This is a genomic window from Allobosea sp. OAE752, assembly GCF_050433265.1.
Taxonomy (GTDB): Bacteria; Pseudomonadota; Alphaproteobacteria; order Rhizobiales; family Beijerinckiaceae; genus Allobosea; species Allobosea spartocytisi.
On the sequence record NZ_JBNPXO010000002.1, the window covers coordinates 650,495 to 670,637 of the forward strand.

The window sequence follows — 20,143 nt, forward strand, 5'->3', positions numbered from 1 at the left end:
GAACCACGCCGTCATCCGGGCTTGACCCGGGATCCATGCCAGAGCGCTTCCGAGGAAGGTTCAGGCATGGATCCCGGCTCTCCGCTTCGCTTCGGCCGGGATGACCCGCGTTTCCTTGAAAGAGCAGCTTTCAGACCTTCAGCCGCGCCAGCGCCGTGGCCGCCGCGCGTCCTGCCAGCGTCGCGCCGCCGACCGTCATGGCGCCGCCGCCGGCCGTGGCCTCGCCGGCGATGAGGAGGCGTCCGCCGATCGGCTGGGCGAGGGCGTCGCGCGCCGCGTCGTGGCCGGGGTCGCAGACGGAGTAGGCGCCGCGCGCGAAGGGATCGGTCCACCAGGCGGGAAAGGAGACGGCCTTCACGGTCTTGCGGAACTCGGCCCCGATCATCGTCGCCAGCAGCTCCGTGGCATGGGCCTTGGCCTCGTCAGGCCCGGCCTGCGAGAGCTGGCGCGCGAAATCGCCGCCGCAATAGCCGATGACGAGATCTTTGCCGTCCGGATACATGTCGAAATTGATCATTCCCTCGGGCTTGCCGGATTCGAGGAAGCTCGCGCCCGGCGTGATGCCGAAGCGGTCTCCCTCGACCTTGAGGGCGATCTTGGTCAGGGCGCCCATATGGAGGCCGGCCAGCGCATCGCGGGTCGCAGCCGGCAAGGCGGGGGTGAAGCGGATCGTCTCCGCCTTGAGCACGCCGACCGGCACGGTGAGGATGCAGATCCTGGCCCTTAGCGTGCCCGAGCGGGAGGTGACCGTCACGCCGCTTCCGCTCCAATCGATGGCCTCGACCGGTTCGTTCAGGCGGATGTCGAGACCGGCGGCTGAACGCGCGACGAGATTGCCGTAGCCGGAAGGCACGACGAGGTCGTCGCCGGACCAGAGCCGCTGGTAATCCCGGGCCGAGATGCGGCTGGACTCCTCGCCGATCGAGAGCAGGAGGCCGGAGGTGGCGACCGGCGCCATGTCGGGGCCGAGATCGCCGAGCAATTCGGCGATGGAGAGGTCGCGGGCGCCGATATCGACCGTCTCCAGCCGGCGGTCGATCTGCCTGAAGGCATCGCGCCGGCGCCGCCGGTCGGCGTCGGGCATGGGGCGGCCGTCAGCGAAGACCCGGAAGCCGCCGCCCATGGGCTCGGGGGCCGTCTCGACGCCGAGCTCACGGGCGAGGTCGACCCAGGGATTGCGCTCGGCCCAATGGATGAACATCGCGCCGGCGTCGTAGCTGGGGCCGAGCGAGGCGTCGGTGTAAGCGCGCCCGCCGACCCGGCCGCGGGCCTCCAGCACGGTGACGCTGCGCCCGGCCGCCTTCACCGCCCGGGCAGCGGCGATGCCGGCCGCGCCGGCTCCGATCACGACGACGTCGGTGTCCGCCGCGCGGGCCCTGCCGCCGGCGATCGAGAACGCCGCCGCCATGGCGCTGCCTCCCGTCAAGAGCTTGCGTCGATCGAGCGTGGCGTAGCGAGCGTTCATGACACGAAGATGCGCGGCTTTTCGCAGGAGGCAATGACGCGCGGCGTCACAGTCCGCTCCTGCGCGATCACGAGATCGGGAGCCGAATTCGGCGCGGCCGCTGGCGCGCTGCAGTTCTACATTAGAATAGTTATTTATTGGATCGATTCTATAGTTTTGCTTTACGGTGCATAGTAATTGACAGAATCTTTTGCAAACAATATCCGAATTGAAGTCTTATCTTCTCGTAAGGCGCTGTTTATATTCATTTTAATCTGCCGATGACGGCCGGGACGGGCCAGGCAGGATGGGACTGGGCGATGGGCGTGTATTTCGGCAAGCTGCGCGGGGGCGTGGCCCTTGGAACCTTGGTGCTGGCGCTGGCGGCCTCGTCGGCAGAGGCGCAACAACAACGTCGTCAGCAGCAGGCGGCCGCGAATACGCAGCCGAATGCCGGCGATGCGCCCGTGGTGCTGGACCAGATCAATGTGCAGGGCGAGGGCGTGCCCGGCGGGGCGCTGCTCAACGGGCCGACGACGACCCGTGTGACGCGCCAGGAGCTCGATCGCGAGCAGGTCCAGAACCTTACCGACCTGGCGAACCGCGTCGAGGCCGGCATCACCTTCAACCGCCAGAACAACTCGCTCAACATCCGCGGCCTCGACGGGGCGCGCGTGCTGACGACGATCGACGGCATCCGCCAGCCCTTCCTGATCGACACGCGCATCAATCGGGGCGCCCAGAACGCCTTCGATTTCGACTCGCTTTCGACGCTGGACCTGCTGCGCGGCGGCAGCGGGGCGAGCACGCTCGGCAGCGGTGCGCTCGGCGGCGCGCTGGCGGTGCGCACGCTCGACCCGGAGGATCTGCTGCGCAATGGCCGCTCCTATGGCGCGCTCGCCAAGACCGGCTATGACAGCACCGACCGGGCCTGGTTCGGCAGCGCCGCGGCGGCGGCGCGGATGGGGAACACCTCCGTCCTGCTGCAAGGCGGCTTCCGCGACGGCCACGAGATCGACAACAAGGGCAACCTCAAGACGATCGGCGCGACGCGCACCGCGCCCAATCCGGGCGACTTCAACCAGTACAGCTTCCTCGGCAAGATCTATCAGGAGGTCGGCGAGCATCGCTTCGGCCTCACCGGCGAATTCTTCAAGCGCGCCGACCGAACCCAGATTCGCAACAACACCGTTTCGCTTACCGGCAACTTCCGCCCCGGCTCCTATGAATCGGGCGAGGATGTCGAGCGCAACCGGGTTTCGCTGAGCTACGACTACAAGCTGCCGGGAGCCTTTATCGACGAAGCGCATGCGACGCTCTACTGGCAGCGGCTGAAGCGCAACGACATCACCAACGCCTGGCGCTACACCAGCATCATCGGGCCCTATGCCCGCAACAACCAGAACGAGGAGAATTCCTACGGCTTCAACGGCTATCTGCTGAAGAACTTCCAGACCGGCATGGCGTCGCATCGCCTGATGCTCGGCACGGAATTGCGGATGTCCTCGCTCGAGCAATACTCGGCCGGCGTCGACAACTGCCCGGCCAGGCCCGCCTCGGGTGTCTTCACAGGGGCGCTGACCACCTGCAACAACCTCCACACCAATCAGGCCGACCAGCCGAAGGTCGACGGAAAGCTCGTCGGCCTCTACGCGCATGACGAGATCGGCCTCATCGACAACCGCCTGCGCATCACGCCCGGCGTCCGCTTCGACTGGTATGAGGAAGTGCCGCAGAACACCCCGGCCTACTTTGCGGGCGGCTCGCGGCCGACGAGTCTGCCGCCGTCCTCCAGCGATTCCGGCTGGTCGCCGCGCATCCGGCTCGAATACGACATCCTGAAGAACGCGCCCTGGGTGAAGGACGTCACCGTCTTCGCGCAATGGGCCAAGACCTTCCGTGCGCCGACGGCGGACGAACTCTATGGCCGCTTCGGCGGGCCCGCCACCTATCTGCGCACCGGCAACCCGAATCTGCGCCCTGAAATCGGCAACGGCATCGATGTCGGCATGCGCTTCGGCGACAAGCAGCTCGGCGGCTCGATCACCTATTTCCACACCAACTACCGCAACTTCATCGATACCTACCAGATTCAGGCGGCGGGCGTCGGTGGGCTCTATCAGCAGGGCGGCATCACCGGCTACCGGAACATCAACCGCGCCGAGATCCAGGGCGTCGAGATCAACGGGCAATACGCCTTTGCGCCGAACTGGCTGGTGCGCGGCTCCTTCGCCTATACCCGCGGCCAGAACAAGGACGACGACAGCTTCCTGAACTCGATCCCGCCGGTGCAGGGCATCGTCGCCGTCGCCTATGGCACCGATCGCTGGGGCGCCGAGGTCTCGGCCAAGATGGCGGGCAAGCGCGACGACGTCTCGACGACCGCGACGACGCCGCCGACCACCGGCTTCAAGGCGCCAGGCTATGCGCTGTTCAACGCCTCGGCCTGGTGGCGCCCGGCGCCCGAGATCGCGGATCTTGAATTCCAGATCGGCGTCTACAACATCTTCGATCGCAAATACTGGGACGCGGTCAACGTTCCGCTCTCGCGGCCGCAAGCGCGCGATTACTACAGCGAGCCGGGCCGCACCGTGAAGGCGACGATGAAGTATCAATTCTGACCGGGACGTTTCGAGACCCCCCGACCAGCAGGAGAGGCCGGCCCTTTAGGGCCGGCCTTTTTCGTTCAGGAGGCGTCATTCTCGGACGGAGCGAAGCGCAGATCCGAGAATCTTTTCCCGAAAGAGGCGCCGTTTCCGCTCGGAGATGCTCGGGTCAAGCCCGAGCATGACGGCGCGCTCGTCAGCCTTCGGACTGCTCCGGCTCGCTCGCCTGCCGGGCCAGAAGCCGCGCTTTCTTCGGCCCCTCGACCAGCGACTTGAAGACGCCGCGCAGCGTCCGCGCCTCCTGCTCGGTCATGTCGAGGCGGTGGAGGATGTCGCGCAGATTGGCGGTCATGACCGGCTTCTTGCCGGGCGGAAAGAAACCGCTGATGTCGAGTTCGCCTTCGAGATAGTCGAACATCGAGAGGATCGTCTCCCGCTTGGCGGGCGGAGAGGGGTTGTTCTCGCGGAAGGGCGGCTCACCATCCGTCGTCTTGAACCACTCGTAACCGTTCAGCAGGACGGCCTGGGCAAGGTTGAGCGAGGCAAAGGCCGGATTGACCGGAAAGGTCAGGATCGCGTCCGCCAGGCTGATTTCCTCATTCGTCAGACCGATACGCTCGCGCCCGTAGAGAATGCCGACCCGCTCGCCGCCGCCGATCCGTTGAGCGAGGCCCGGCATCGCCTCGGCCGGGGTGAGGACACGCTTCATCTGGCCGCGTTCGCGGGCTGTCGTAGCGAGCACATGGTTGAGATCGGCGACCGCTTCTGCCGCGCTTGCATAGAGGCGGGCGTTCTCGAGGATATGGGTGGCGCCGGAGGCGGCGGCGGTCGCGCCCTTTTTGAGCCCGCCGCCAGTCGGCCAGCCGTCGCGGGGCGCGACAAGGCGCATTTCGGAGAGACCGAAATTCGCCATGGCCCGCGCGCACATGCCGATGTTCTCGGCGAGCTGCGGCTCGACCAGGATGACGACGGGGGCGGGCGCCTGGTGGGCGGGGCGGGTGCGGTCGGTGCCGGAACCGGTCATGGGAGAATGAGATCTTGTCTTCGTGAGGCTCACGTCACGGCCAGGATCGGCGGGCGCGACGGCAAGCTCATACGTCATGCTCGCCCTTGTGGCGAGCATCCACGTCCTGCACAGGACCTTGGGTCAAGGAAGACGTGGATGGTCGGGACAAGCCCGGCCATGACGTGAAGAGCGGCGATTTCAGTCGGCCTCAGCCTCGACCGCGCGCAACACCCGCAGCGTGTTGCCGCCGGCGAGCTTGGCCAGATTCTCCTCGGACCAGCCGCGGCGGATCAGCTCGGCGATCACGTTCGGGAAGGTCGAGGTGTCCTCCAGCCCGTCCGGATTGACCCAGCCGAAGAAATCCGAGCCGATGCCGACATGGTCGTGGCCGATGCGCTTGGCCAGGTAGTCGAGATGGTCGCAATATTGGGAGACCGTCGCCTGCGGGCGCGGTCCGGCTTTGGCGACGATCTCGGCCTCGACCTTGGCGTAGTCCATCGTGTCGGGGGTCTTGCCATACTGGTCCTTCGCCGGGCGGTGCCAGTCGCGCGAGGCCTGGCTGATGAAATCCGGCACGAAGGTCGCCATGACGACGCCGCCATTGCCAGGGACCCGGTCGAGCACATCGTCGGGCACGTTGCGCGGATGGTCGCAAAGCGAGAAGGCATTGGAGTGCGACCAGAACACGGGCGCGCGCGTGACATCGAGAACGTCATGCATCGCCTTCGGGGCGACATGGGCGAGGTCGACGACCATGCCCAGCCGGTTCATCCGCCGGACGACCCGCATGCCGAAGGAGGAGAGGCCGTCATGCCGTGGGGCGTCGGTGGCCGAGTCGCACCAGTCGGTCGTGTCGTTGTGGCAGAGCGTCATCAGGCGCACGCCGAGATCGTAATAGGCGTCGAGCGCGTCGAGCTCGTTCTCGAGCGCGGAACCGTTCTCGATCGTCATGAACAGGGCGATACGCCCCTCCGCCTTCGCCGCCTCGACATCATCGGCCGAGAGGCCGGGCCGGAAGACATCGTCGTGCTGCTTGAGGATGCTGCGCATCAGCGCGATCTGGGCGAGCGCGAAACCGGCGGGGTTGGGCTGGTTCGGCGGGACATAGGCTGCGAAGAACTGGCCGGCGAGCTTGCCCGCCTGCATGCGCGGGATATCGGTGTCGACTTGCGGATGGACCTTGTCGAGCCCATAGGCCGCGACATCGCCCTTGGCGTTGCGGTCCTTGCGGATGACATAGGGCAGATCGTTGTGCCCGTCGATCAGCGGCACGCGGTCGAGCAGGGCGAGCGCGGCAGTGTAGGCATTGTCCTGGACGGGCGGTTTCGCGAGGGCCATGGCGGGGTCTCGGAGGGAATCGGAAGCGTTACTCTGGCAGGGAGCGGGCGCAGTCGCGAGAGCCGGAAGCGCAGGGCGCCCCCTCGTCATGGTCGGGCTTGTCCCGGCCATCCACGTCTTTGCTGGTCGAAAGTCGTGGTCAAGACGTGGATGCTCGCCACAAGGGCGAGCATGACGGTGATGCCTTACGAGAAACGAGACGGCGCGAAGGGCGACGGATCGACGAACACCTTCTGCCCCGTCACCATCTCCGCCATCATGCGGCCGGTGACGGCGGCCAGCGTCAGCCCGTGATGGGCGTGGCCGAAGGAGAACCACAGGTTCTTGTGCTTCGGGGCCGGGCCGATGATCGGCATCATGTCGGGGGTGCAAGGCCGGCGGCCGAGCCAGGGCTCGGCATCGAGGCGCTCGCCCAGCGGGAACAGCGTCTTGGCGATCGGCTCGGCGCGGGCGAGCTGCACCGGCGTCTTGGGGGCGTCGCGGTCGGCGAATTCGGCGCCGGTGGTCAGGCGGATGCCCTGCAGCATCGGGGCGAGGAAATAGCCGCGCTCGGTGTCGAGGACGGGGTGGTTGAGCACGGCATTGCCCAGCGGCTTGTAGTGCATGTGGTAGCCGCGCTTGACGGCGAGCGGCAGGCGATAGCCGAGCTGGTTGGTCAGGACGTCGGCCCAGGGGCCGAGCGCGACGACGACATCCTTGGCGATGGCCTTGGTGCCGTCGGCGAGGGTGACGCTCCATTCGGCGCCGTTCTGCGCCAGGGTCGTGGCATCGCCGATGGCGAGCTTGCCGCCGAGCTTCTCGAACAGCGCGACATAGGCCTTCGACAGCCCGAGCGGATCGACGACGGTGGTCGGGTCGGTCCAGTGCAGGCCGCCGATCAGGTTGCCATGGTCGAGATGCGGCTCTTCGGCCTTGAGCGTCGCCCTGTCGAGGGCGCGGTAGTTCAGGCCGAATTCGCGGTTCCAGCGGGCGGCCTCGGCAAGGCGGGTGTCGCGCTCCTTCTCGGTGCGAAACACCTTCATCCAGCCGTCGCGGCGCAACAGGCCGGTGGCGCCGGCTTCCTGGGCGAGGGCGTCGTGCTCGGTGACGCAATGCTCGATCAGCTTCGCGTATTGATGGGCGATGGCCTCGTGCTGCGAGGCGCGCGAATGCATCCAGTAGGAGAACAGGAAGGGGGCCAGCTTCGGGATCGCGCTCCAATGATAGGATGCGTCGATGGTGTTGTTCATCGCGTAGCGGAACAGCGCGCCGAAATCATGCGGGAAGCCGTAAGGGTAGACGCCCTCGCGCTGGATCAGGCCGGCATTGCCGTAGCTGGTTTCCTCACCCGGCGCGCGACGGTCGATCAACAGCGTGGAGCGGCCCGCCTTTTGCTGGTGGAGCGCCACCGAAATACCGACGATGCCCGCGCCGAGAACGATCGTATCCACACGCATGGCCTGCTCCCGCCAACCCCTGTTTCCAGCTCTTTGCCGAGCAAAATACCGCTTTGCGCCGGCTTGTCAGCGGCGTGGCGAATTTTTGCGGCATATCGGCTGATCTTTCGCAATTTCTGCGCCAACTTCCGCAATTCCATCGTTTCACCGGCCATTTTGGCGATGTCCTTGCAATTTCATGCCGGCGCAAGGGGTGCCTGCAGGATTAGCGGATGACGCCGCGGCGCCGTTCGGCCACTGTGCGGCACGATTTGCGAATGATTCCAGCGCGGTGCCGATGAATCCAGCAACCCTTCCCGCCGCCGGGCTCGCCTGGCTCGGGCGTTACGGCACGCAAGGTTTCGCGCTCTCGATCTTTCTCGGCCTGGCCTTGCCGCAATTCTCGGCGGCGGCGCGGCCGGTGCTGCCGATCACGATCTTCTGCTTCACCACGGTCGTTTTCCTGCGCCTCGACCTTGCCGTCACGGCGAAGCTGCTCAGGCGCCCGGCGAAACTCGCCGCCGCCTGCCTGTGGCTGATCGCCGGGCCGGTGCTGCTGATCGGCGGGGCGCTGCTGCTGGTCGGGCGGGAAAGCCTCGATCCGGGCATCGTGCTGGGGCTCGCCATCATGGGCGCGGCGCCGCCGATCATGTCCTCGCCGGCGGTCGCGATCCTCTACGGTTTCGAGCCGTCTCTCATCATCGCGAGCGTGATCGCGGCGACGATCGCGAGCCCGATCATCGCCCCCTTCCTCGTCGAATTGCTGGCCGGTGCCGCCGTGCCGCTCGACCGCTGGGTGCTGGCGCTGCGTCTGCTGATCTTCATCGGCGGCGGCATGGCGGTCGCCTCGCTGCTGCGCTGGTGGCTCGGCTTCGCCAGGATCAAGGCGATGAAGGCCAATCTCGATGGCTTCGGCGTGCTGATGTATTTCATCTTCGCCATCGCCGCGATGGATGGCGTCACCCATGCCGCGATCGCCAATCCCAGGCTCGTGCTGTTCGTGCTGGCCTGCGTCTTCGCCGTCTCGGCCGCGGGGCTCATCAGTTCCTGGTTGGTGCTGCGACTGCTGCCGGGCTCGGAGCGCTTCATGATCGGCTATGGCAGCGGCCAGCGAAACATGGGCCTCATCGTCGCCGCGCTGGGGGCGGGCGTCTCGCCGACGACCTTCCTGTTCTTCGCGCTGGCGCAGTTCCCGATCTATCTGCTGCCCTGGCTGCTGCGCGGGCTGGCCGCCCGGATTCGGCGCCAGGAGGCTTAGAGGCTCTCAGTCGGGCTGCTGACGGGCGCTGACGCGCCGCCTTGCGAGGTTTTCGCCATCGCAGGAGTTCGCGCCATGATCACATTGTATTCCGGGCCGCTGAGCCTGTTCGCCCGCAAGGTCGAGATCGCCTTGAGGGAGAAGGGCCTCACCTTCGAGCGCGTCATGGTGCCGTTCAACCAGACGACGGGCTATGATCCGAAGCATCCGGAGGTTCTGGCGCTCAATCCGAAGGGCCAGGTGCCGGTGCTCAGCGATTGCGGGCTCGTGCTCTACGATTCCACCGTCATCCTCGAATATCTCGACGAGGCCTATCCCGAGCCTTCCTTGATGCCAGCCACGCCGGTGGAGCGGGCGCGCTGCCGGCTCGATGAGCTCTATGCCGACGAGATCATGCTGCAGGCGCTGAAGCCGCTGATGCATCGCACCGGGCCGCCATCACCCGACCGCGACCGCCGCATCGTGCAGGAGGCCGACGCGCTGATCGCGGAGGAGGCGCTGGCGCGGCATTACGAGGTACTGGAGCAGAAGCTGGCAGGGCGGGATTTCTTCGGCGGCAGGCTCTCGACCGCCGATATCGCGCTGTTCATGAGCGTGCTGTTTTCGCTTCGGCTCGGCGGGCCGCCGCTCGACGGCTATCCCGGTCTTTCCGCCTGGTTCGCGCGGCTGCGGCAGCGGCCGGCCTTCGTGCAGGTCGCTGCCGAGATCGCGGAAGCGGACAGGCGGCTGTCCTTTCCGGTGAAATCGCGCTTCGCCTGATTGCAGCGGGGCCGTAGCGGGGCAAGTTTTTTGGCTTGCCGCATCATTTTTGCGGAAAACCGGTTCCCACTTTTCCGCATGATGCGTTAAACCGCCCGCCATGACCCGCCCGATCCGCATTGCCCCTTCCATCCTCTCGGCCGATTTCGCCAAGCTGGGCGAGGAGGTGCGCGCGATCGATGCGGCCGGTGCCGACTGGATCCATTGCGATGTGATGGATGGGCATTTCGTGCCCAACATCACCTTCGGCCCCGACGTGCTGAAGGCGATCCGCCCGCACACCAAGAAGTTCTTCGACGTGCACCTCATGATCGCGCCCGTCGACCCCTATGTCGAAGCCTTCGCCAAGGCCGGCGCCGATCTGATCTCCTTCCATGTCGAGGCAGGGCCGCATCCGCACCGCACGCTGCAGGCGATCAAGGCGCAGGGCAAGCAGGCCGGCATCGTGCTCAACCCCGGCACGCCGGCGAGCGCCGTCGAGGCATTGATCCAGGATGTCGATCTCATCCTGCTGATGACCGTCAATCCGGGCTTCGGCGGGCAGAGCTTCATCCATTCCGTCGTCGAGAAGGTCGCGCAGGTGAAGGCGCTGATCGGCGACCGGCCGATCACACTGGAGATCGATGGCGGGGTGACGCCCGAGACCGCGCCGCTGGTCGTCAAGGCCGGCGCCGATACGCTGGTCGCGGGCTCGGCCGTGTTCAAGGGCGGGCCTTCGGCCTATGCCGGCAATATTGAAGCGATCCGCAAGGCGGCCGAGGCCGCGCGCGGCGATTGGGTTTAGTTGAGAGGTTTCCGTCATCCGGGCGGAGCGAAGCGCAGACCCGGAAGCCATCGTAGAGCGTTTTGCCCTATGATGGATTCCGGATCTGCGCCGCTTCGCGGCTTGTCCGGAATGACGGCGGTTTGAACGTGAAAGGCTTGCGATGATCCCGCGCTATTCCCGCCCCGAGATGGTCGCCATCTGGGAGCCGCAGACCCGGTTCCGCATCTGGTTCGAGATCGAGGCGCACGCCACCGACAAGCTCGCCGAGCTCGGTGTCGTGCCGAAGGAGGCCGCCGCGACGATCTGGGCCAAGGCGAAGGACGTCGAATTCGACGTCGCCCGCATCGACGAGATCGAGCGCGTCACCAAGCACGACGTCATCGCCTTCCTGACGCATCTGGCCGAGATCGTCGGGCCGGAGGCGCGCTTCGTCCACCAGGGCATGACCTCCTCGGACATCCTCGACACCACGCTCTCGGTCCAGCTCGCGCGGGCGACCGATCTCCTGATCGCCGATGTCGACGCGCTGCTCGCTGCGATCAGGCGCCGGGCCTTCGAGCACAAGCTCACCCCGACGATCGGCCGCTCGCACGGCATCCATGCCGAGCCGGTGACCTTCGGGCTCAAGCTCGCCCAGGCCTATGCCGAATTCGATCGCTGCCGGGCGCGGCTCGTGGCGGCGCGGGCGGAGATCGCGACCTGCGCCATCTCCGGTGCGGTCGGCACCTTCGCGAACATCAATCCGCAGGTCGAAGCCTATGTCGCGCAGAAGATGGGGCTGACGGTCGAGCCGGTCTCGACGCAGGTGATCCCGCGCGACCGGCATGCGATGTATTTCGCGACGCTCGGCGTCGTCGCCTCCTGCATCGAGCGGCTGGCCACGGAGATCCGCCATCTGCAGCGCACCGAAGTCTACGAGGCGGAGGAGTATTTCTCGCCGGGCCAGAAGGGCTCCTCGGCGATGCCGCACAAGCGCAATCCGGTGCTGACCGAGAACCTGACCGGCCTTGCCCGGCTCGTGCGCGGCATGGTCACGCCGGCGCTGGAGAACGTCGCGCTCTGGCACGAGCGCGACATCTCGCATTCCTCTGTCGAGCGCATGATCGGGCCCGATGCGACGGTGACGCTCGATTTCGCGCTGGCGCGCCTCACCGGCGTCGTCGACAAGCTGCTGATCTATCCGCAGAACATGCGCAAGAACCTCGACAAGCTCGGCGGCCTGCACAATTCACAGCGCGTGCTGCTGGCGCTGACCCAGGCCGGGGCGAGCCGCGAGGATTCCTATGCCATGGTCCAGCGCAACGCGATGCGCACCTGGGAGCATGGCGAGGACTTCCTGACCAACCTGCTCGCCGACAAGGATGTGGCGGAAAAGCTCTCGGCCTCCGAGCTCAAGGCGATGTTCGACGAGGGCTATCACTTCAAGCATGTCGACACGATCTTCCGGCGGGTGTTCGGGCAGGCCTGACGGTCTGGACTTCGGCAACGGCAGGGCTATCTAGGCCTCATGAAATCTTCCGACGTCGATATCCTCATCATCCCCGGCTGGTCGGGCTCGGGCTCCGACCATTGGCAGACCCGCTGGGAGACGCGCCTGCCGACGGCCAGGCGCGTCGAGCAGGAGGACTGGTACAAGCCCACGCGCGACGGCTGGTCCGACCGGATCGTCGCGGCCGTGCGGGGGGCGACGCGGCCGGTCGTGCTGGTCGCGCATTCGGCCGGCGTCAGCGCGGTCGCGCATGCGGCCGAGCATCTCAAGCATGGCGAGGTCGCCGGGGCCTTTCTGGTGGCGCCGGCCTCCGAGCGGGCCAAGCGCGCGGTCCCGGGCATGGGGGAGGATTTCATCCCGCATCGGCGCGAGAAGCTGCCCTTTCCCTCGGTACTGATCGCCAGCGCGACCGATCCCTATTGCACGCCGGAGGAGGCGAAGGCGCTCGCCGAGGCCTGGGGCTCCGAATTCGTCGATGCCGGCGACAGCGGCCATCTCAACAGCGAGTCCGGGCACGGGCCCTGGCCAGACGGACTGTTGCGTTTCGCGGGTTTTCTCAAGAGCTTGGGCGCGGTTCCGCAGAGAATGAATCATTGAGGAATTGCCCGGCTGCGGGCTTTCTCGACGATCAACGGTGCGTTGCCTCGACCATGCGCCGGCACTCGGGAGATGCCTCCGTATGATTGCTGCGACGGGACGGTTTTCGTTTCGCTGCAGGTCAGTGCTGCGGCGGATCGAGCCCGGCCCTCGCCACAAGATGATCACGAAATGGCCGGCTCGACTTCAGGCTACGACCCCATTTGGGCTGTCAAATTCGACGTTCATTCGCAACAGGTGGAAGGAAAACTCCATGCGCATGAACATGATCGCGACCGCGGCCGCCGCAATTCTGCTGGCGGGAGCTGCTCAGGCCCAGGCGCCAGCTCCGGCGCAAAAGCCGGCCCAGCCGCCGGCTTCCTCGACGCAGGATCAATCCTCGAAACCGGGGATCAGATCGATCAACGTGGTCGAGATCAACGAATTGTCCGACGCCACCAAATCGCAGGTGAACGATCTGGTCGGCAAGCGTACGGCCGATGAGCAGCAGCAGCTCCAGAAGGCGATCGAAAACGCTCCGATGGTGAAGTCGGCGGTCGAGGCGAAAGGGTTCAAGTCCAGCGACGTGCTCATCGCCCAGCTGAACAATGACGGTGTCCTGACGGTCGTCACCAAGCGGGCGGGCTGACCGGGTTTGCTGATTCCATGGATGCATGAAAGGCCCGGTCTCCGCGTGGAGACCGGGCCTTTTTTTGTCGTCGGTCGCCACCGCCCGGTTTCCGACGGTGCTTTGAGAACCGCGAGAAGCTGGCTATGGCCACTCCTTGAAGAACAAGGAGCGGCGCATGACGTGGTCCATCGTTGCGCAGGACGCGCGAACCGGGGCGTTTGGCGTCTTGTGCGCGTCGAAGGCGCTGGCGGTTGGGGCGATCGTCCCCTACGGAGCAGGCCGGACCGGCGCCATCGCGACGCAGGCCTTCGCAAATCCATTCTTCGGCGTCGACGGGCTGAGGATGCTTCAGGAAGGTTGCTCTGCACGCGACATCGTCTCGGCTCTGTCGGCGTCGGACGAAGGGCGCGATCACAGGCAGCTGCATGTGATCGATCGCGCGGGCGATGTGGCGGCTTATACCGGCCCGGCATGCATCGCATGGAGCGGCAGCGTTTGCGGTCCGCAGGTTTCCGTCGCGGGAAACATGTTGGCAGGACCGCAAGTCGTCGAGGAAACGCTCAAGGCCTATATGGCCGCGCCCACGCTCGATTTCGACGAGCGCCTGATCGTGGCCATGGAGGCTGGCGAGCGAGCGGGCGGCGACAGCCGGGGCCGTCAGTCCTGCGCCATTCGCATCTGGACCGAAGCCCCGTTTCCGAGCTTCGATCTGCGTGTCGACGACCATCCCGAGCCCCTGAACGAGCTCCGGCGGCTTTGGCGGCTGGCCCATCAGGGCTATGTGCCCTTTCAGACTGCCCTGCCGTCCCGCTCGCATCCGGCGGGCTTTACGGATCGAGATGCCGTCTATCGCAAATGCGCCGAATATGCCGAGGCGTGGAACGCTGGGCATCCCGAGTAGCCGCCGGTCCCATTTGCAGGATATTCCGCTGTCCGCCCGATAAAACCTCCGCTGCGCCGAGCCTCCCGCCCCATAGAAAAAGCCCGCCCCGGAAGGTCCGGGGCGGGCTCTTTTCCGCGAGGGTTGCGATCAGCCGTCGAGATCAGTTCTCGACATAGGTGATCTTGCCGTCGGCACCCTTCTTCCAGGTGTAGACGGTGTAGTCCGGACGGGTGATGTCGCCCTTCTTGTCGAAGCCGATGTCGCCGATCACGGTCTTGACCGGCTGGCCGCCATGCAGCGCGTCGGCGATCTTCTTCGGATCGACCGAGTTGGCGCGCTTGGCGCCCTCGGCCATGATCTGGACCGCGGCGTAGCTGTAGAGCGTGTAGGCTTCCGGCTTGAAGTTCTTGGCTTCGAACTTCTTGATGACGGCGGCCGCCTCCGGGCGCTTCTGCGGGTCCGGCGGGAAGGTCATCAGCGTGCCTTCGACGCCGGGGCCGCCGATCGTGGCGAACTCGTCGGTGGTGATGCCGTCACCCGAGACGAGCACGGTCTTCAGGCCCTGGTCGCGCATCTGGCGCACGATCAGGCCGCCTTCGGTGTGCAGGCCGCCCCAGTAGAGATAGTCGGCGCCGGCCGCCTTGATCTTCGAGACGAGGGCCGAGAAGTCCTTCTCGCCGGCGTTGACGCCTTCGTAGAGCACTTCCTTGACGCCGCCGGCGTTGAGCCCCTTCTTGGTCTCGTCGGCGAGGCCCTGGCCGTAGGTCGTCTTGTCGTGGACGATGGCGATCTTCTTGTCCTTGAAGTTCTTCAGCAGATAGGCCGAAGCGACAGCGCCCTGCTGGTCGTCCCGGCCGCAGGTCCGGAAGGTGTTCCAGAGGCCGCGCTCGGTGATCTTCGGATTGGTGGCCGAAGGCGAGATCATCAGGATGCCGTTCTCGGCATAGACTTCCGAGGCCGGCATGGTGACGCCGGAGTTGAAGTGCCCGACCACCCACTTGACGCCGTCGCCGACGAACTTGTTCGCGACGGAGACGCCCTGCTTCGGATCGGAGACGTCATCACCGGTGCTGACGGTGATCTTCTGGCCGAGGACGCCGCCGGCGGCGTTGATATCCTCGACCGCCTGCTCGGCGCCGTTCTTGAGCTGAGCGCCGAAAGCGGCGTTCGGACCGGTGATCGGGCCGCCGACGCCGAGCTTGATCTGAGCATTGGCCACGCCCGAGAAGGCGAGGACCGCGCCGAGCGCGATGCCGCCCAACAGCAGTTTCTTCATGAGATGCAACTCCCCTCTAAGGATCCGTTCAAACGGGCCAATCTCCTTAGGCCCGTCTCGGCGCGTTTTGCCGCTCCAAACCGCAGTCTTGCGCGTTTCGAGCAGCCTGTCACGCGACAAGCTCGTCAAACTTTCAGGTCAATTCCGGCTTGATCACGGCGCCCGGGCGGGGCTTCCAGCCGAAGGGGCCAGCGCGCTCGAACAGCCAATGATATTGCCGCGTCATCTGCTTGGCGCGGTTGTAGCGCCAGCCCGCGAAGCCGAAGACGAGCAGCACCACTACGTCGACCAGATAGTAATGGATCGTCAGCAGCGTCGCCTCGAACAGTGCGAAATGGATGAAGCGCACGAACAGGCCCAAGACCAACATGTAGACGACGAGCTGCCAGTTCGGCCGCCAGGTCAGCGCGATGGCGCGGCCCGACATCCAGGCGAGCCAGCCGCCCATTACCACCGTGACCAACAGGAAGAGCCAGATCGTCGGTTCTTCGTAGACGATGCCTTGCATCAGATGCTCCAGGCTTCACCGGGCTTCCAGAACCGCCGACATCACCCTAGCGATGGCATGGCGGGCAAGGAGCCGTCTCTCATCAAAAAGTTGCAGCAGAGACCATTCGGTTTCCGCTGCCGCGATCAGTGCCGTCCGCCTTCGAGATAGGCGGCGCGGACCTGCGGGTTGGCCAGCAGTTCCTTGCCCGTGCCGCTCATGGTGATGACGCCGTTGACCATGACATAGCCGCGATGGGCGAGCTTCAGGGCATGGAAGGCGTTCTGCTCGACCAGGAAGACGGTCAGGCCTTGCGTCCTGTTGAGCTCGCGGATCGCCTCGAAGATCTGCTTGACGATCAGCGGTGCCAGGCCGAGCGAGGGCTCGTCCAGCAGCAACAGCTTCGGCCGGGCCATCAGGGCGCGCGCGATGGCGACCATCTGCTGCTCGCCGCCCGACAGGGTGCCGCCGCGCTGCTGCAGCCGCTCCTTGATGCGCGGGAAGAGCACGCAGATCTTCTCGAGATCCTCGTCGAAATGCTCGAAATTGCGGACGGCCGCGCCCATCTGCAGGTTTTCGAACACCGTCATGCGCGGGAAGATGCGTCTTCCCTCGGGGGATTGCGCGATGCCCAGGCGTGCGATCTCGTGGCTCGGCAGCCGGGTGATGTCGCGGCCCTCATAGGTGATCGTGCCTTCGCGGGCCTGCGGATTGCCGAAGATCGTCATCATCAGCGTCGATTTGCCGGCGCCGTTGGCGCCGATCATCGTGACGATCTCGCCGGCATTGACGTCGATGTCGATGCCCTTCAACGCGATGATCTTGCCGTAATAGGTCTTGACGCCGCGGGCGGCGAGGAGAGGCTGGGTCATAGTCACGAGATGCCGACCTCCGCTCCGACCTCTTCGATCTCCTCGTCATCCACGCCGAGATAGGCGGCGATGACCTTCGGGTCGGCCTGCACCTCGGCCGGCGTGCCGTCGGCGATCTTGGTGCCGTAGTCGAGCACGACGACGTGGTCCGAGATTTCCATGACCACCGACATGTCGTGCTCGATCAGCAGCAGGGCGGTGCCGAGTTCGCTGCGGATCGATTGCAGCAGCGTGTTGAGATCGTGGCTCTCGCGCGGGTTCAGGCCGGCGGCCGGCTCGTCGAGGCAGAGCAGGACGGGGTCGGTGCACATGGCCCGCGCGATCTCGAGCCGGCGCTGATCGCCATAGGGCAGGTCGGCGGCGGGATCGTCGGCGCGTGCGGTCAGGTTGATCTTGTCGAGCCAGAACTTGGCCTTCTCGATCGCCTCCTTCTCGCGCGCCTTGTAGCCGCCGATGCCGAGCACGCCGAGGAAGGTGAAGCCCGATGCGATCATCAGCGGGTTGTGCTGGGCGACGAGCAGGTTCTCCAGAACCGTCATGCCGCCGAAGAGGCGGATGTTCTGGAAGGTGCGGGCGACCTTTGCCCTCCAGGAGATGCGGAAGTCCGGCATCCGCTCCAGCAGAAAGCTCGCGCCATCGTCCTGGGTCAGGGTGATCATGCCCTGCGTCGGCTTGTAGAAGCCGGTGATGCAGTTGAACACCGTGGTCTTGCCGGCGCCGTTGGGGCCGATCAGGGCGGTGATCTCGCCCTTGCGCGCCTCGAAGGAGAGGTCGTTGACGGCGGTCAGGCCGCCGAAGCGCATGGTGACGTGCTCGACCTCGAGGAGAGGGCGGCCGTGGGCTGCGGGAGCGCTGGCCATCAGCCGTGACCCTCCTGCACGAGGTCGGAGGAGATCGTCTTCTTCTCCTTCAGGAAGGCGGTGGGCTCGCGCACCGAGATCAGGCCGCGCGGCTTCCAGATCATGATGACGACCATGGCGAAACCGAAGATCAGCATGCGGTATTTGGTCGGGTCGAAATCGGCGCCGAAGATCGCCTTCATCCATTCCAGCTCGCGCAGCAGCTCGGTGCCGCCGATCATCGCGATCGCCGCGATGGCGCAGCCCCAGAGCGAGCCCATGCCGCCGAGCACGACGATGGCGAGGATCACCGCCGATTCCATGAAGGTGAAGGATTCAGGCGAGATGAAGCCCTGGCGCGCGGCGAAGAAGGAGCCGGCGAAGCCGCCGAACATGGCACCGATGGAAAAGGCGGTGAGCTTGGTGTTGGTGGTGTTGATGCCGAGCGAGCGGCAGGCGATCTCGTCCTCGCGCAGCGCTTCCCAGGCGCGCCCGACCGGTAAGCGGCGCAATCGCAGCGTCACGAAGGCCGTCAGCAAGGCCAGGCACAGGATCAGATAGTAGAGGAAGATCGTTCGGTACAATGGTGAGAATTCGAGTCCGAACACCGCGGCGAAGCCGTCATCATTCGCTGTGAAGGGGATGCCGAAGAAGCTGGGGCGCGGGATGCCGGAGATGCCGGCATAGCCGTTCGAGAAGCTCGTCCAGTTCACCAGGACGAGGCGGATGATCTCGCCGAAGGCCAGCGTCACGATGGCGAGATAGTCGCCGCGCAGGCGCAGCACGGGGAAGCCGAGCAGCATGCCCCAGAAGGCGGCGAGGAAGCCGGCGAGCGGCAGCAGGATCCAGAAGGACAGGCCGAAATTCTTGGCGAGCAGCGCGTAGGAATAGGCGCCGACGGCGTAGAAGGCGACGTAGCCGAGATCGAGCAGGCCGGCGAGGCCGACGACGATGTTCAGCCCCCAGCCGAGCATGACGTAGATCAGGATCTGGACGCCGAAATTGTCGATCCATTTCAGCGAGCCGCCCCAGCCGGTGAGGCCGATTGCGATCGCCGGGAAAGCGACGAGGAAACCGAGGCCGAAGAGCGAGAACAGGCGCGAATGGCGCTGGAAGAAGGCGATCGTGCCATGCGGCAGGAGGCGCACCGCCGGCTTGCCGGGGACCCGGCTCTGCTGGCGCAGCGCCACCAGGAAGCGGCCGATGAAGACGATGGCGACGGCCCAGGCGACAGCCTCCCAGCGCTGGTCGAGGACCAGCACGTTGTCCATGTTCTGGCGCGTGCCCCAGGCGATGATGGGAATGCACAGGCCGAAGGTGACGAGGGCGGCGAAGCCGGCCTCCTTCAGCGCGGCCTTGATATCGCGGCCCCGGGCCGGTGCGGCGGCCTGGCCGGTCTTGGTCTGGATCGTCGCCATGGCGTCAGACCTTCTCGACTTCCGGCCGGCCGAGGATGCCGGAGGGCATGAACACCAGCACGATGGCAAGGATGCAGAAAGCGGCGACGTCCTTGTAGTCGATGGTGAAATAGGCCGACCACATCACCTCGATCAGGCCGATCAGCAGGCCGCCGAGGACGGCGCCGGGCAGCGAGCCGATGCCGCCGAGCACCGCGGCCGTGAAGGCCTTGACGCCGGGCGTGAAGCCGTCGGCGAAATTCACCACGCCATAGAGCACGAGGTACATCACGCCGGCGACGGCTGCGAGCGCCGCGCCCATGATGAAGGTGATCGAGATGGTGCGGTCGACGTCGATGCCGAGCAGGGCGGCCATCTTGCGGTCCTGCTCGCAGGCGCGCTGGGCGCGGCCGAGCGGCGTCTTCTGGACGATGTACCAGAAGGCCAGCAGCAGCACCGCCGTCGTCACGATGATGACGATCTGCTTGTAGGAGATCTGGACCGAGTAGGTCGCGCTGTCGATCAGCGTGATCGACTTGTTCAGGATCGGCGGGATCGACTTGTTGCGCGGGCCCTGCGCCACCTGCACGAAATTCGACAGGAAGATCGACATGCCGATCGCCGAGATCAGCGGCGCGAGCCGGAAGGAGCCGCGCAGCGGCCGGTAGGCCACCCGCTCGATCGTCCAGTTCCACAGCGAGGTGAAGAACATTGCCAGGCCCAGCACGATGACCAGCGCCAGAAGCACCATCCCGGCGCTGGTGCCGAGGACCGCCGTCACGAGCATGAAGAAGATCAGCGCGATGAAGGCGGACAGCATGAAGATGTCGCCGTGGGCGAAGTTCACCATGCCGATGATGCCGAAAACCATCGTGTAGCCGATGGCGATGAGACCGTAGATCGATCCCAATGTCAGCCCATTGATGAGCTGCTGCAGAAATACTTCCATTGAAGACGCCGACCCCTCGAACCAGCTCCCGTTCTTGTCGTCAGCATGTCGCTGGCGCATGCGGGATGCGATTGCCGCGCAGAGCTACCAACGGCTTGCGCTGACGACAATCACTCCGGGCCGTATTTCTGTCAAAAGCAATCTCGCGCGAA

18 protein-coding genes are annotated in these 20,143 nt (G+C 65.7%); 8 read left to right on the forward strand and 10 right to left on the reverse strand.

What is annotated here, in order from left to right:
* Nucleotides 1-130: 130 nt before the first annotated feature.
* Nucleotides 131-1,465, reverse strand: a complete 1,335-nt coding sequence (locus tag GGC47_RS08035) for a flavin monoamine oxidase family protein (protein ID WP_142022500.1) — start codon at nucleotides 1,463-1,465, stop codon at nucleotides 131-133.
* A gap of 260 nt (nucleotides 1,466-1,725) precedes the next feature.
* Here GGC47_RS08035 and GGC47_RS08040 point away from each other — a divergent pair, with 260 nt between their 5' ends.
* Nucleotides 1,726-4,065, forward strand: coding sequence for a TonB-dependent hemoglobin/transferrin/lactoferrin family receptor (locus GGC47_RS08040; protein WP_429067590.1), 2,340 nt, complete (start codon nucleotides 1,726-1,728; stop codon nucleotides 4,063-4,065).
* 181 nt (nucleotides 4,066-4,246) lie between these two features.
* Here the strand turns inward: GGC47_RS08040 and GGC47_RS08045 are convergent, their stop codons facing one another.
* The 3 genes from GGC47_RS08045 to GGC47_RS08055 all read right to left on the reverse strand — a co-directional run bounded on the left by GGC47_RS08045 (nucleotide 4,247) and on the right by GGC47_RS08055 (nucleotide 7,830).
* The gene (locus GGC47_RS08045) at nucleotides 4,247-5,074 is read right to left on the reverse strand and encodes an RNA methyltransferase (RefSeq protein WP_142022502.1); all 828 of its coding nucleotides are present in this window, start codon (nucleotides 5,072-5,074) and stop codon (nucleotides 4,247-4,249) included.
* A gap of 180 nt (nucleotides 5,075-5,254) precedes the next feature.
* Nucleotides 5,255-6,394 carry a dipeptidase gene (locus GGC47_RS08050; RefSeq protein ID WP_142022503.1) on the reverse strand — a complete coding sequence of 380 codons (1,140 nt, stop codon included), beginning with the start codon at nucleotides 6,392-6,394 and terminating at the stop codon, nucleotides 5,255-5,257.
* Nucleotides 6,395-6,579: 185 nt separating this feature from the next.
* Nucleotides 6,580-7,830 carry an NAD(P)/FAD-dependent oxidoreductase gene (locus tag GGC47_RS08055; protein ID WP_112764527.1) on the reverse strand — a complete coding sequence of 417 codons (1,251 nt, stop codon included), beginning with the start codon at nucleotides 7,828-7,830 and terminating at the stop codon, nucleotides 6,580-6,582.
* 277 nt (nucleotides 7,831-8,107) lie between these two features.
* On the opposite strand from GGC47_RS08055, the gene GGC47_RS08060 reads away from it, so the two are divergent.
* From GGC47_RS08060 to GGC47_RS08090, 7 genes are all read left to right on the forward strand, one after another.
* On the forward strand, nucleotides 8,108-9,067 hold the full coding sequence (locus GGC47_RS08060; RefSeq protein WP_038358550.1) for a hypothetical protein: 960 nt from the start codon (nucleotides 8,108-8,110) through the stop codon (nucleotides 9,065-9,067).
* Nucleotides 9,068-9,142: 75 nt separating this feature from the next.
* Complete coding sequence (locus GGC47_RS08065; protein WP_370955578.1) at nucleotides 9,143-9,826, forward strand: glutathione S-transferase family protein; 684 nt, start codon at nucleotides 9,143-9,145, stop codon at nucleotides 9,824-9,826.
* Between the two features lie 100 nt (nucleotides 9,827-9,926).
* Nucleotides 9,927-10,610, forward strand: coding sequence for a ribulose-phosphate 3-epimerase (rpe, locus tag GGC47_RS08070; protein WP_142022504.1), 684 nt, complete (start codon nucleotides 9,927-9,929; stop codon nucleotides 10,608-10,610).
* 142 nt (nucleotides 10,611-10,752) lie between these two features.
* The gene (purB, locus tag GGC47_RS08075) at nucleotides 10,753-12,060 is read left to right on the forward strand and encodes an adenylosuccinate lyase (protein ID WP_112764529.1); all 1,308 of its coding nucleotides are present in this window, start codon (nucleotides 10,753-10,755) and stop codon (nucleotides 12,058-12,060) included.
* 39 nt (nucleotides 12,061-12,099) lie between these two features.
* Complete coding sequence (locus tag GGC47_RS08080) at nucleotides 12,100-12,678, forward strand: RBBP9/YdeN family alpha/beta hydrolase (protein ID WP_112764530.1); 579 nt, start codon at nucleotides 12,100-12,102, stop codon at nucleotides 12,676-12,678.
* Nucleotides 12,679-12,760: 82 nt separating this feature from the next.
* Complete coding sequence (locus tag GGC47_RS08085) at nucleotides 12,761-13,306, forward strand: hypothetical protein (protein WP_142022505.1); 546 nt, start codon at nucleotides 12,761-12,763, stop codon at nucleotides 13,304-13,306.
* A gap of 157 nt (nucleotides 13,307-13,463) precedes the next feature.
* The gene (locus GGC47_RS08090) at nucleotides 13,464-14,189 is read left to right on the forward strand and encodes a DUF1028 domain-containing protein (RefSeq protein WP_429067598.1); all 726 of its coding nucleotides are present in this window, start codon (nucleotides 13,464-13,466) and stop codon (nucleotides 14,187-14,189) included.
* A gap of 142 nt (nucleotides 14,190-14,331) precedes the next feature.
* Here GGC47_RS08090 and GGC47_RS08095 read toward each other — a convergent pair whose 3' ends face one another.
* From GGC47_RS08095 to GGC47_RS08120, 6 genes are all read right to left on the reverse strand, one after another.
* Nucleotides 14,332-15,447: a branched-chain amino acid ABC transporter substrate-binding protein gene (locus GGC47_RS08095; protein ID WP_038359919.1), complete on the reverse strand. Its 1,116-nt coding sequence runs from the start codon at nucleotides 15,445-15,447 to the stop codon at nucleotides 14,332-14,334.
* Between the two features lie 133 nt (nucleotides 15,448-15,580).
* On the reverse strand, nucleotides 15,581-15,955 hold the full coding sequence (locus GGC47_RS08100) for a DUF6867 family protein (protein WP_038358536.1): 375 nt from the start codon (nucleotides 15,953-15,955) through the stop codon (nucleotides 15,581-15,583).
* Nucleotides 15,956-16,080: 125 nt separating this feature from the next.
* Nucleotides 16,081-16,806 carry an ABC transporter ATP-binding protein gene (locus GGC47_RS08105; RefSeq protein ID WP_038358534.1) on the reverse strand — a complete coding sequence of 242 codons (726 nt, stop codon included), beginning with the start codon at nucleotides 16,804-16,806 and terminating at the stop codon, nucleotides 16,081-16,083.
* Nucleotides 16,807-16,808: 2 nt separating this feature from the next.
* A complete protein-coding gene (locus GGC47_RS08110; protein WP_142022506.1) occupies nucleotides 16,809-17,666 on the reverse strand; it encodes an ABC transporter ATP-binding protein in 858 nt (285 codons plus the stop codon).
* Nucleotides 17,666-19,054 (reverse strand): high-affinity branched-chain amino acid ABC transporter permease LivM, encoded by a 1,389-nt coding sequence (gene livM / locus GGC47_RS08115; protein ID WP_370955586.1) that lies wholly within the window; start codon nucleotides 19,052-19,054, stop codon nucleotides 17,666-17,668. Before livM ends, GGC47_RS08110 begins: the two co-directional genes overlap by 1 nt.
* Nucleotides 19,055-19,067: 13 nt before the next feature.
* Entirely contained in the window at nucleotides 19,068-19,991 is a 924-nt protein-coding gene (locus GGC47_RS08120; protein ID WP_038358524.1) for an ABC transporter permease subunit, read from the reverse strand.
* Nucleotides 19,992-20,143: the final 152 nt, after the last annotated feature.